Annotated in this window: 11 protein-coding genes and 1 tRNA gene; 2 read left to right on the forward strand and 10 right to left on the reverse strand. The window is 61.8% G+C overall.

What is annotated here, in order from left to right:
* From clpX to AB7F49_RS14785, 5 genes are all read right to left on the reverse strand, one after another.
* A partial coding sequence (gene clpX / locus AB7F49_RS14765; RefSeq protein ID WP_428523572.1) for an ATP-dependent Clp protease ATP-binding subunit ClpX occupies positions 1–887 on the reverse strand: 887 nt, incomplete at its 3' end.
* Between the two features lie 367 nt (positions 888–1,254).
* The gene (clpP, locus tag AB7F49_RS14770) at positions 1,255–1,890 is read right to left on the reverse strand and encodes an ATP-dependent Clp endopeptidase proteolytic subunit ClpP (protein ID WP_428523574.1); all 636 of its coding nucleotides are present in this window, start codon (positions 1,888–1,890) and stop codon (positions 1,255–1,257) included.
* A gap of 102 nt (positions 1,891–1,992) precedes the next feature.
* Positions 1,993–3,351, reverse strand: a complete 1,359-nt coding sequence (gene tig, locus AB7F49_RS14775; RefSeq protein ID WP_428523576.1) for a trigger factor — start codon at positions 3,349–3,351, stop codon at positions 1,993–1,995.
* Between the two features lie 69 nt (positions 3,352–3,420).
* Positions 3,421–3,505: transfer RNA gene (locus AB7F49_RS14780), tRNA-Leu, on the reverse strand.
* A gap of 130 nt (positions 3,506–3,635) precedes the next feature.
* Positions 3,636–5,132: an NAD(P)H-hydrate dehydratase gene (locus AB7F49_RS14785; protein WP_428523578.1), complete on the reverse strand. Its 1,497-nt coding sequence runs from the start codon at positions 5,130–5,132 to the stop codon at positions 3,636–3,638.
* A gap of 249 nt (positions 5,133–5,381) precedes the next feature.
* Here AB7F49_RS14785 and AB7F49_RS14790 point away from each other — a divergent pair, with 249 nt between their 5' ends.
* Together AB7F49_RS14790 and glnA are read left to right on the forward strand one after the other, a co-directional pair.
* Positions 5,382–5,720 carry a P-II family nitrogen regulator gene (locus AB7F49_RS14790; protein ID WP_428523580.1) on the forward strand — a complete coding sequence of 113 codons (339 nt, stop codon included), beginning with the start codon at positions 5,382–5,384 and terminating at the stop codon, positions 5,718–5,720.
* Between the two features lie 45 nt (positions 5,721–5,765).
* On the forward strand, positions 5,766–7,175 hold the full coding sequence (gene glnA, locus AB7F49_RS14795) for a type I glutamate--ammonia ligase (protein ID WP_428523582.1): 1,410 nt from the start codon (positions 5,766–5,768) through the stop codon (positions 7,173–7,175).
* Between the two features lie 97 nt (positions 7,176–7,272).
* On the opposite strand, the gene AB7F49_RS14800 is transcribed toward glnA, so the two are convergent.
* The 5 genes from AB7F49_RS14800 to AB7F49_RS14820 form a co-directional block, all read right to left on the reverse strand.
* The gene (locus AB7F49_RS14800; RefSeq protein ID WP_428523584.1) at positions 7,273–8,247 is read right to left on the reverse strand and encodes a Bug family tripartite tricarboxylate transporter substrate binding protein; all 975 of its coding nucleotides are present in this window, start codon (positions 8,245–8,247) and stop codon (positions 7,273–7,275) included.
* 23 nt (positions 8,248–8,270) lie between these two features.
* Positions 8,271–9,251: a Bug family tripartite tricarboxylate transporter substrate binding protein gene (locus AB7F49_RS14805; RefSeq protein ID WP_428523586.1), complete on the reverse strand. Its 981-nt coding sequence runs from the start codon at positions 9,249–9,251 to the stop codon at positions 8,271–8,273.
* 36 nt (positions 9,252–9,287) lie between these two features.
* Entirely contained in the window at positions 9,288–10,286 is a 999-nt protein-coding gene (locus tag AB7F49_RS14810; RefSeq protein WP_428523588.1) for a glycerate kinase family protein, read from the reverse strand.
* 26 nt (positions 10,287–10,312) lie between these two features.
* A complete protein-coding gene (locus tag AB7F49_RS14815; protein ID WP_428523590.1) occupies positions 10,313–10,510 on the reverse strand; it encodes a glycerate kinase in 198 nt (65 codons plus the stop codon).
* Between the two features lie 126 nt (positions 10,511–10,636).
* Entirely contained in the window at positions 10,637–11,941 is a 1,305-nt protein-coding gene (locus AB7F49_RS14820) for an SLC13 family permease (RefSeq protein WP_428523592.1), read from the reverse strand.
* Positions 11,942–12,098 lie beyond the last annotated feature (157 nt).

Genomic DNA, 12,098 nt, shown 5'->3' on the forward strand with positions numbered 1-12,098 from the left:
CCATATTTCAGGAGATCTTCAGGCTCGACCTCGCGGAAGATTTCACCGGCCTTGCGGTCCTCAGGCGCACGAACCGTGGCGCCGAAGCCGATCGAGGTGGAGCGGCCGCGCGACGAGATGATCTTGTCGAGACCGGCAAAGGCGCCGCCGCACACGAACAGGATATTGGTGGTGTCGACCTGCAGAAATTCCTGCTGCGGATGCTTGCGTCCGCCCTGCGGAGGCACCGAGGCGACGGTGCCTTCCATGATCTTGAGCAGGGCCTGCTGCACGCCCTCCCCCGACACATCGCGCGTGATCGAGGGGTTGTCAGACTTGCGCGATATCTTGTCGATTTCGTCGATATAGACGATGCCGCGCTGCGCGCGCTCGACATTGTAGTCGGCGGATTGCAGAAGCTTCAGAATGATGTTCTCGACGTCTTCACCGACGTAACCGGCTTCGGTCAGCGTCGTTGCATCCGCCATCGTGAACGGCACATCGAGGATGCGGGCCAGCGTCTGAGCAAGCAAGGTCTTGCCTGAACCGGTCGGACCGATAAGCAGGATGTTCGACTTCGCAAGCTCGACGTCGTTGTGCTTGGTCTGGTGGTTCAGCCGCTTGTAGTGATTGTGGACCGCGACCGAGAGAACCTTCTTGGCATGATCCTGACCGATCACGTAATCGTCGAGGACCTTGCGGATTTCCTTCGGCGTCGGAATGCCGTCGCGCGACTTCACCAGCGAGGATTTGTTCTCCTCGCGGATGATGTCCATGCACAGCTCGACGCATTCGTCGCAGATAAAGACCGTCGGCCCCGCAATGAGTTTGCGAACTTCGTGCTGGCTCTTTCCACAGAACGAGCAGTAAAGCGTGTTCTTGGAATCGCTGCCGCCGACCTTCGTCATTCCAGTCTCCGTATCAAACCGCGTGAGCGACCGGCGCCCACATTCCTAACACCTGATGGGGGGCCAAACCGTGGCACCCTGGGCACAGTCTGCCCGAAACGCCTCCCCTCCGAACCCTCTGCGACACTCTAGCGAAGCATGCTAGCGGCACGACAATCAAGAATCCATTAACGATAACCGTCCCTTGCCTCAAAAATCATGAGCCAATCCTGCGTGATTCGGGAACCCCCGCTGGCCGCAGACGTCGCCACAGGCCTGTTGAAACCAGCCCGCCAGCGGCGTCAGCGCCAACGCTAGGACTACGGTCTCAACCATTCCCTAACTCAACCGCGGAAAGTCGGACCAAACCCGGTCGCGGCGATGGCAATCACGTCTTGCTCGCCAGCGGATCCTCGTGGCGCCTGTCGATCACTTTGTCCACCAGCCCGAAATCCTTCGCGCCCTCCGAAGTCATGAAGTAGTCGCGCTCAAGCGCATCCTCGATTTTCTTGAGCGGTTGACCGGTGTGCTTCATGTAGATTTCGTTGAGCCGCTTCTTGAGATTCAGAATCTCCTGGGCGTGCAGCATGATGTCGGTCGCCTGCCCCTGAAATCCGCCGGATGGCTGGTGCACCATGATGCGCGCGTTCGGGAGCGCGAAGCGCAGATCCTTCTCGCCGGCGGCAAGAAGGAGCGACCCCATCGACGCCGCCTGTCCGATGCACAGCGTTGATACCGCCGGGCGAATGAACTGCATGGTGTCATAGATCGCCATGCCCGACGTCACCACCCCGCCCGGCGAGTTGATGTACATCGAGATTTCCTTTTTCGGATTCTCCGCTTCCAGAAACAGCAACTGCGCCACCACGACCGTCGCCATTCCATCCTCGACGGGACCGGTGATGAAGATGATGCGTTCCTTCAGGAGTCGCGAATAGATGTCATAGGCGCGCTCGCCGCGGTTGGTCTGCTCGACAACCACCGGGACCAGATAGTTCATGTAGGTATCGACCGGGTCTCTCATCACATTCTCCTGCGCCTGCGAATCGCGGCGCATGCTTAGCACGCCAGGCCGCCGTCAACAGTCGGCGCCGCCGCGCTTAAGTAACCCGCTTCCGCGTTTTCGCTAGGCCGCCTTCTCGTCGTCTTCCGTGCGGTACAGTTCTTCGCGAGAGACCTTCTGGTCATTCACCTTGGCAAGAGCGAGAATGAAATCGGTTACCTTGTTCTCGATCAGCGGCGCGCGAATGCTGGCGATCGCTTCCGGATTCGTCCGGAACATCTCCAGCAGTTCTTTTTCCCGGCCGGGATATTGACGGACATGCTCCATGATTGCGCGTCGCACCTCGTCCTCGGTGATCGTGATGTCATTGTTGCGCGCGATCTCGTCGAGCAAAAGGCCCAGCCGCACGCGGCGGTCGGCGATCCGCTGATATTCCTCGCGTTCCTTTTCCTCGGTCGTATTCTCGTCCGCAAACGTGCGACCGCGGTCCTGCATTTCCGACGTCACGGTACTCCATAGATTCTCGAATTCCTGTTCGACCAATGCCGGCGGAAGCTCGAACTTGTGGCGCTCGTCGAGGGCGTCGAACAGCGCCCGCTTGACACGCTGCTTCGACATGGAATCGTGCTCGCGCTGGATCCGCTCGCGCACGGCGCCCTTCAGCTTGTCGAGTGAATCCAGCCCGAGTGACTTGGCAAAATCATCGTCAATCGTGACCTCACCCGGCGCTTCGATGGATTTCGCCGTGGCATCGAAAACGGCTGCCTTCCCGGCCAGATGCGCCGCCGGATAGTTTTCCGGGAAAGTGACGTTGATCTGCCGGTTCTCTCCCGCTGCGATCCCGATCAGCTGCTCCTCGAAGCCCGGAATGAAGGTATTGCTGCCGATCAGCACGGCGACATCATCCGCCGAGCCGCCTTCGAACGGCACCCCGTCGATGGTGCCGACAAACGAGACCGTCACGCGGTCGTTCTTGTCCGCCCTGGCACCCTCACCCTTGTCGGCAAAGGGTAGGTTTTGCTGGGCGATCCGGCCAAGCCCCTCTTCGACTTCCTGGTCTGTCGCATCGGCGGTGAGCTTGTTGAGTTCGATGCTCTTGAAGTCAACGATCTCGATCGGGGCGAGGATTTCCATGGCAACCGTGTATGCAAGGTCGGTCTTGCCTTCGATCACGGCCTCGACCGACTTCTCATCCTCCGGCAACGTAACTTTCGGTTGCATGGCCAGCCGGAAATTGTTGTCGGCCACAATTTTTGCGTTGACGTCCCGCATCGCTGCCTCGATGGCCTCGGCCATCGCAGATCGTCCATACATCCGGCGCAGATGCGCGGCCGGGACTTTGCCCGGCCGAAAGCCGTTGAGGCGGACACGGTCCTTCAGCTCGTCGAGCCTTTCGCTGACCTTGCTGTCGAGCTCGCTCGCGGGAATGACGACACGGAATTCGCGCCGCAATCCATCGGTTACGGTTTCGGTCACTTGCATGGAAAAGACCTCACTCCTCGTCGCCGCGCCAACGGCTGCCGCTGACTTTGAATTCGATGGGCCCAAGCTTGGTGCGGGCGGAGGGATTTGAACCCCCACGACTTGCGTCACTGGAACCTAAATCCAGCGCGTCTACCAGTTCCGCCACGCCCGCGCGTTTGGGCATCGCGCGGCATTGTTCGGGCCGAGCGGCGCGGCTTATATCACGGCGCTTGCGCAGCGCACGAGAAAAATGCGGCGCTGACGTCGACGGCCTCGCCTCGTCGCTGTAAGCAAGATCGGAGTTATAGCAAGGACGCGAACAGTCGCCGATAGACCGCCGGTAGGGCTTCCGGAAGATCTTCCGCAATGAGGCCGGGCCCCGCCAGGTTCGCAGCCTCGCCATGCAGCCAGACCCCGGCCGCGGCCGCCTCAAAAGCCGGCATCCCCTGGGCCCGCAGTCCGCCAATCATCCCGGCAAGCACATCGCCGGCGCCTGCCGTTGCCAGGTAAGGTGGGGCGTTATCCGATATCGCGATCCTGCCATCCGGGTGAGCCACGACGGTGTCGGCACCCTTGAGTACCACGACAGCCCCTGTTTCATGTGAAGCAGCGCGCCCAGCCTCAAGTTTTTGTTTAACCGAAGGAATTTTATCTAACGATCTGAATAAACGGATGAATTCCCCCTCATGTGGGGTCAGAATCGCTGTGGACAAGCTGTGATTCGTCAAGATTGTAAAGAGCTCTTTCGGGTTTTCAACAAAGCTTGTCAGTGCGTCGGCATCCAGAACAAGGGCCCGCTTGCCGGACGCCGCCCCCCGGACTTTTGCCCGCATGTCCGCCCCGACCCCGCCGCCGGGACCCATCACCACGGCATTGAACCTTTCATCGGTCAGCAGTGCCGAAAATGCCTCCGGTCCGTCGACTTCCCGGATCATGACAGAGAGACTGGCGGCCGCATTCACAGCCAGCGCGCGCGTCGGGCTGGCGATGGTCACAAGCCCCGAACCGGCGCGGAGCGCGGCCCGCGCCGCCAGGCGCGCCGCTCCGGTATTCGGCAGATCTCCCGACAGCACAACCGTGTGTCCACGCGAATATTTGTGCCCGGACGGCTCCGGAACCGGAAACCCTCTGGCCCAGGCCGCCGGATCATTTGCCGACAGCAACGGCCGGATGTCATCCAGGACGGACGCCGGAATTCCTATCTGCGCAAGCACCACCCGCCCGCAATGGAAGCGGCCGGGGAGCAGCAGATGTGCCGGCTTTTTGCGGAAGAATGTCGTGGTCCACTCCGCCCGCACGGCCTCGCCCAGCACTGAGCCGGTATCGCCGTTGATCCCGCTCGGGAGGTCCACCGCGACAACAGGAGCACCGGATTGGTTGATCGCCCCAATCAGCGCCGCCGCCTTGCCTTCCACCGGACGCGCCAGACCGGACCCGAATATCGCATCAACCAGCACGCCTTGCCGATCAAATCCCTCGCCGGCCCAAGGTATGACCGCGCCGCGATAGCGCTCCGCCATTTCCGCAGCGTCGCCCGAAAGTCCCTCGCGCGCGCCGAGCAGCGTCAGGCGCACGCGGCACCCTCGCTCCGAGAGAACCCGTGCCGCCACGAACCCATCGCCACCGTTATTGCCGGGGCCGGCACAGATGGTGACCTCGCGCTCCACTCCGAAAGCCGAAATCACCACATCCGCCACAGCCCGGCCGGCATTCTCCATCAGCGTGAGCGAAGGAATGCCAGAGGCTACGGCCAGCGCATCGGCTCTTCGCATCTCGGAGTTGGTCAGCAGTTCATGCACGATCAAGCCTTGTTTACGGGCGATCTTCTATCAAAACTGGCGCGAGTCTAGGAAATTGCATAAGCATTGATCACTATGCCTAACTATTAATCGTTCCGTACCAGAAAGGCCGCCGTCAGATTGTGCGATCGGTCATAACGCCTTGGGCGCTCGCCCCTTTTCACCATCGCACCGATTGGCATAAGACCTGCTAACAATCGGCGGGCTTCGCCGGTCAGTCTATGACCGACGGACCGGGAGAGGATTCGCATGAAAAAGATCGAGGCGATCATAAAGCCTTTCAAGCTCGACGAGGTGAAGGAGGCGTTACAGGAAGTGGGGCTGCAGGGTATCACGGTCACCGAGGCCAAGGGATTTGGGCGCCAGAAAGGGCACACCGAACTTTACCGCGGTGCCGAATATGTCGTGGATTTTCTCCCCAAGGTGAAGATCGAGATCGTGCTCGGCGACGACATGCTCGAAAAGGCCGTCGACGCGATCCGCAGGGCCGCTCAGACCGGACGCATTGGCGACGGCAAGATCTTTGTCTCCAATATCGAGGACGCAATCCGGATCAGAACGGGGGAATCCGGATTGGATGCGATCTGACATCGCTTAAATTTGACAGCCCGTACAATAAGGGAACGCGTTCCAATGACGACCGCCAAAGACGTAATGAAGATGATCAAGGACAACGACGTCAAATACGTCGATTTCCGGTTCACCGATCCGCGCGGCAAGTGGCAGCATGTGACGTTCGATGTCTCGATGATCGAGGAGGACACCTTCGCCGAAGGGCAGATGTTCGATGGCTCTTCCATCGCCGGCTGGAAGGCGATCAACGAGTCCGACATGAACCTGATGCCCGACCCCGCGACCGCCTGCATCGATCCGTTTTTCGCCGAGACCACGCTGGTTCTCGTCTGCGATGTGCTCGAGCCGACCACCGGCGAGCCCTACAATCGCGATCCGCGCGGAATGGCCAAGAAGGCCGAAGCGCTGGTCAAGTCGATGGGGATCGGCGACACCATCTTCTTCGGACCGGAAGCCGAGTTCTTCGTTTTCGACGACGTGAAGTTTTCGGCCACGCCGTACAACACCGGCTTCAGGCTCGACTCGATCGAGTTGCCGACCAACTCGGATACCGACTATGAGTCCGGCAATCTCGGGCACCGCATCGGCACGAAGAAAGGCTATTTCCCGGTGCCGCCGCAGGACTCCGCCCAGGACATGCGCGGCGAGATGCTGGCGGCGATGGCGAAAATGGGCGCCAAGGTCGAGAAGCATCATCACGAAGTGGCGTCGGCCCAGCACGAACTCGGCCTGAAATTTTCGCCGATGACCTATATGGCCGACCAGCTTCAGGTCTACAAATACTGCATCCACCAGGTCGCAAATATCTACGGAAAGACGGCGACCTTCATGCCGAAGCCGATCTACGGCGACAACGGCTCGGGCATGCATTGCCATCAGTCGATCTGGAAGGATGGCAAGCCGATGTTCGCCGGCGACAAATATGCCGGCCTGTCCGAACTGTGCCTGAACTACATCGCAGGCGTGATCAAGCACGCCAAGGCGATCAATGCCTTCACCAACCCGACCACGAATTCCTACAAGCGTCTGGTCCCGGGTTACGAAGCACCGGTGCTGCTGGCCTATTCGGCACGCAACCGCTCGGCATCCTGCCGCATTCCGTTCACGGAGAGCCCAAAGGCCAAGCGTGTCGAGGTACGCTTCCCCGACCCGCTCGCAAATCCGTATCTCGGCTTCGCCGCGCTGTTGATGGCCGGCCTCGACGGCATCAAGAACAAGCTCAATCCGGGCCAGCCGATGGACAAGGATCTCTACGACCTGCCGCCGGCGGAGCTGAAGGAAATCCCGACCGTATGCGGCTCCTTGCGCGAGGCACTCGAAAGCCTCGACAAGGACCGGGCCTTCCTGAAGGCGGGCGGTGTGTTCGATGACGATTTCATCGACAGCTATATCGAGTTGAAGATGACCGAGGTGATCCGCTTCGAGCACACCCCCCATCCGGTGGAATTCGAGATGTACTATTCTGCGTGAGCGTTGTTCCTCCCGACATCGTGCGAACGATGCAACTGAAAGGGCGCCCCGCCGGGCGCCCTTTTTTCGTCGCTTTAAGTGCAGCCACGCGTACGAACTAATCGATTTTCATCTTCGCGGCCTTTGCGACATCCGCCCAGAGATCGTATTCGGATTTGATCAGGGCTGCAGTGTCCTTGGCGCCGCCGCCGATGATGGCCACGTCCTGATTGGCGAACCTGTCACGTATCTTGTCGGTCACGAGTGCCTTGCGGGCTTCGCTTTCAAGCGTGGCCAAAACCGCATCCGGAACGCCGGACGGCGCAAGAAGGATGAAATAGGTCAGGAAGTTGAAGTCCGGATAGCCGGATTCCGCAATGGTCGGGACATCGGGTGCGAGCTTCGAGCGCTCCTTCGAGGACACCGCGAAGCCCTTCAGACGGCCGCCACGCACATGCTGTATCACGCCGGCGGTCGCCACGAACCCGACCTTTACCTGACCACTGATGAGATCGGTGACCAGCGGGGCGTTGCCGCGATACGGCACCGGAGTCATCTCGGGCAGACCGGCCTTGAGGCGAAAATATTCCATCGCAAGATGACCGGGACTTCCATGCCCGGCATGCGCGTAGCTCATCGGTTCCTTCTTCGCCAGCGCGATGAACTCCGCCAGCGAATTGACCGGCACCGACGGATGAACCACCAGCATCTGACTGGTCGATGCCATGTTCAGCACCGGTTTCAGATCCTTCAGCATGTCGACCGGCATCTTCGCATAGACATGCGGATTGACGGTCAGGGTCGTACCGAGCGCTGACAGCAGCGTATGGCCGTCGGGTGCGGACTTTGCGACCGCCTCTGCGCCGATATTGCCCGCCGCACCGGGCTTGTTCTCGACCACCACGGGCTGCTTCAGGGATGCAGAAAGGTTCTCCGCCATCGCGCGTGCGACAAGGTCGATCGGGCCGCCGGGAGCCAGCGGCACGACGATGCGCAATGGCTGGGTCGGGAAGGATTGCGCCTGCGCAGCCGGAGATGAAATCGCAAGGGCCCATGCCATGGCTGCAGCCGGCGCGATTGTTCGAAAATGCATCCTGCGTCTCCTCCCTGTGATTTCTATTTGTCGACGATGGCCCCGCTTGCCCTGATCGGGCCGGCCCATTTGTCGATCTCGGACTGGATGAATTTGCCGAGATATTCGGGCGATGTCCGGTCCGACGAGACGATGCTCGCGCCGACCTTCTGCAATTGTCGGCGAATGTCTGGATCGTTCATCGTCTTGAGCGCCGCGTCATGCATCTTCGCGACGATCGGTGCGGGCGTGCCCTTCGGAAACAGCAGGGCGGTCCAGGTATAGGCCTGGATATCCCTGAAGCCCTTCTCGTAGGCGGTCGGCAGATCGGGCAAGACCGGCGAGCGGTCGCGCGACAGGGTCGCGATCGCCTTCACCGTCCCCGCCTCGATCTGCGGCACCGCGGTGACGATGATCTCGCACAGGAAGTCGATGCGGCCGGCCTGCAGATCCTGCATCGCGGGGCCGGTCCCCTTGTACGGGACGTGCTGGATGTTGGTGCCAAGCGCCTGGTTGAGCAGGATGCAGCCCAGATGCGTCGCCGAACCGGCGCCGGCCGAGCCGTAATTCATCCTGCCCTGATTGGCCTTGGCATAGGCGACGAATTCCTCCAGCGACTTGACCGGCAGATCCTTGCGCGCGATCAGCACCAGCGGGATCTCGGCGATCAGGTTCACCGGCGTGAAATCGGTGACGGCGTTGTAGAGCGGCTTTTTATACAGCGTCTGCGAATGCGCATGCGTGGCGATGGTGCCGAGGATCGCCGTGTATCCGTCCGGCGCCGCACGCGCGACGCGATTGCCACCCACCATGCCGCCGGCGCCGGGCACATTCTCGATCACCACCTGCTGCCCGAGGACCTGGCCCATGCGCTCGGCCATGACCCGGCCGAACACATCGATCGGCCCGCCGGCCGCCGCCGACACCACCATGGTCACTGGACGCTGCGGCCAGTCCTGCGCTTCCACCGCTTTGCCCAGCAGGGCCAAGGCCGCAAGCGACATTGCCGCAGTTCTGATGATCATCTTGAAAATCCGCTTTCGAGCACGCGCCTGGCAAACTCAATCATCGGCTCGCCGGTGATGCAAGCGTGCTGCAACCGAGGTCGAAAGCGAGCCACCAACCGCAATCATGCGCATCATGCTTTCGGTTCCTGCCTGGAGAAGGCGCCGCGTGTCGCCGATCGCCTGGTCGAGATCATAAGGCTGATCGATAATGCTCGCGAACGCGGCAATGCCGGCGGCGTAGCATTCGTCGGCGCCCTCTCCGATCGCGCCCGCCAGCACGATAACCGGCTTGCCCTGCCCCATGGCCCGGCGCGCAATCTCGCCCGGAATCTTCCCGCGGCAGGTCTGGCGGTCGATCCGGCCCTCGGCGCTGACGATCAGGTCCGCCCAGTCAATATGCTCCGTCAGCGGGATGTAGCGCTCGATGAATTCATAGCGCGGCACAAGACGCGCCCCCAGCAGGAGATGCAGCGCCGCCCCGAGCCCTCCCGAGGCGCCTCCGCCCGGTAGCGCTGCGGCATTGATCCCGGTGAACGCGGTGAGACAATCCGAATAGCGCTTCATGCCGGCTTCGAGTCTGACGACCTGCGCGGGCGATGCACCTTTTTGCGGCCCGAATACCCGCGAAACACCGTGACGGCCGAGCAGCATGTTGCGAATGTTCAGGCAAACCTCGATCGCGACGTTACCGATGCGCGGATCGAGGCCCGACAGGTCGATGCGATGCAGCCGCGCCAGCGCCTCGCCGCCAGGCGGCAGGTCTTTGTTTCGGCGATCGAGAAAGCGAGCCCCCAGCGCCTGCGCCAGTCCGATGCCGCCATCGTTGACGCCGCTGTCGCCGCAGCCGACCAGGACCCGCGTGGCGCCGGCGTCGAGCACGGCACGGATCAACTCGCCGACGCCGCGGCTTGTCGTCATCATCAGGTTGCGGCGACCGCGGGGAATGAGGCGCAATCCGGCTGCGGCCGAAATCTCGACGATTCCGGTCCGGCACCCTTCCAGCGAGATCAGGCCGAAGGCAGCATCGACGTTGTCGCCAAGCGGGCCGGTCACCCGGATCGTTCTGAGGCGCCCCGATTTCAGCCGACCAGCGCGCGGGTAAAGCCCTCCCCGCCATCGAAGATCGGGACGACCGCGATTTCGCAATCCGGTATCGCCCTGCGCACCCCGCGCGCGATCGCGGTTGCGACATCCGAGACGTCGAGACCCTCCTTGAAGCCGGACGGTGCGACCAGGATGCGCAGGGGTCGCCGCTGTCGTGTCGCGGGGCCTCGCATCATGGCGCTCCCGTATCGGCCTGCGGTGCAAGCAGCGGCAGGCCCAGCAGGGGCCAGATCAGCGTTGCAAACACAATCGCCAGGATCAGATGCAATGGCATCAGAATGGCCGACAGCCGCAACAGGTCACCATGCGAGAAGACGGTGCGCGCCGCTTCGGAATAGATCAGCAGCGACTTCGCGCTGATGGTAAGGGTGAGGCAGTATCCGGTCGTGATCGCCGTGAGAAAGATCAGCGCGGCGCCATTGTAGCCGAGCTGTGCAAATGGAAGGGCCAGCAACGGAATGAGCGCGGTCGCGCGCGCCGTCCGCGACGTGATCACGAGATGCCCGAGCAGCGCGATCAGCGCTACAAAACCGGCAACGAGAACCGGATGCGTCGCGGCATCGCTGTTGAACGACGCGAGCGCATGGAGCAACCCTCCGGCGGCGTTGTTGTCGATCAGCGCCTCGCCGATCAGGCTCGCGCCGGCAATGAACAGCAGAAGATTCCAGTCGACCCGATTTCAAGGCATCCTTGAGACGCATGCCGGAGGGGGATGCGGCCGTGATCGCGATCGCCGCAGCGATGGTGACGATCGTGATCTGGATTCCATGCCAGGACTGCGTCAGCCAAAGGGCGACCGTCAGTCCGACGAGCGCCAACACCAGGCTTTCGCGGGCACTCAATGGCGACGGTGCCGGACGCTCCAGCGCCGTAACCGGCATGGTCCGCTGCTCGCGATCGAGAAACAGGCGCAGGATCACGAATGTCGACATCAGGCTGCTTGCGAGCGCGAACGGCAATCCCAGGATCATCCATTCGAGGAAACTCATCGGCTCGCGCGCCGCTCCGGGTTCGCGGCCGATCTCGCGGATCATGTCGACTGCGACAAGGTTGGCGCCCGCGCCGATCAGCGAACCGCCGGCCGACAGCAGAATGACCGTGGGTATATGGACCGACAGGGCGCGCGACACCTGCGGGTTGCCGATCGATGCGGCCAGCGTCAGGAAGACCGGCAGCAGCAGGGCCGCACGCCCCGTCGTCGACGGAATGACGAACGCCGTCGCCGAAATGACCAGCGTCAGCGCGTAAAAGAGCCCGGAAACACTGCGCGCCGATTTCAGCACGGTCGATGCCAGGCGCTCCGCGAGGCGAATTTCCGTCAGGGCGCGCGCAATCACGAACGCGCCGACCAGGAGCCAGATCAGCGGATTGCCGAGCGAACTGTAAAAGTTTTGCGGTGTGTCCGCACCACCAATGACGAGGCACAGCGCGGCCACCAGCGCAACCGCCGTGCGATCGAACGAAGTCATCGTCCAGGCGATCACGGTCGCCACGAAGACCACCAGTGTCAGCCTGGCAGAATAGTCACCGGGGATGATCGCCGACACGCAGGCGGCAAGCGCGATCGCAGCGGGAAGCGTGGCGAAGGTCGATCTCTCATGCACTCCGCGCAAATCCGACCGCAACAGAACGCTCACCAATTGCCGGAATTCTGGATGGTTTCGATATGCGACACCTTGTCATGCGAGAGGCGCCAATCGTCGCATTCGTGCCGGCGCAGCAGGCCGCCGAGGGTGCGCGGCTACCAGAACAGAGGAAATG

Source organism: Pseudorhodoplanes sp., from assembly GCF_050250235.1.
Lineage (GTDB): Bacteria > Pseudomonadota > Alphaproteobacteria > Rhizobiales > Xanthobacteraceae > Pseudorhodoplanes.

What these genes read in the sequence shown, in the direction of transcription:
- AB7F49_RS14790 (WP_428523580.1), top strand. Translation starts at nt 5,382, where the DNA reads ATGAAAAAGATCGAGGCGATCATAAAGCCTTTCAAGCTCGACGAGGTG.
- glnA (WP_428523582.1), top strand. Translation starts at nt 5,766, where the DNA reads ATGACGACCGCCAAAGACGTAATGAAGATGATCAAGGACAACGACGTC.
- AB7F49_RS14800 (WP_428523584.1), bottom strand. Translation starts at nt 8,247, where the DNA reads ATGCATTTTCGAACAATCGCGCCGGCTGCAGCCATGGCATGGGCCCTT.
- tig (WP_428523576.1), bottom strand. Translation starts at nt 3,351, where the DNA reads ATGCAAGTGACCGAAACCGTAACCGATGGATTGCGGCGCGAATTCCGT.
- AB7F49_RS14805 (WP_428523586.1), bottom strand. Translation starts at nt 9,251, where the DNA reads ATGATCATCAGAACTGCGGCAATGTCGCTTGCGGCCTTGGCCCTGCTG.
- clpP (WP_428523574.1), bottom strand. Translation starts at nt 1,890, where the DNA reads ATGAGAGACCCGGTCGATACCTACATGAACTATCTGGTCCCGGTGGTT.
- AB7F49_RS14815 (WP_428523590.1), bottom strand. Translation starts at nt 10,510, where the DNA reads ATGCGAGGCCCCGCGACACGACAGCGGCGACCCCTGCGCATCCTGGTC.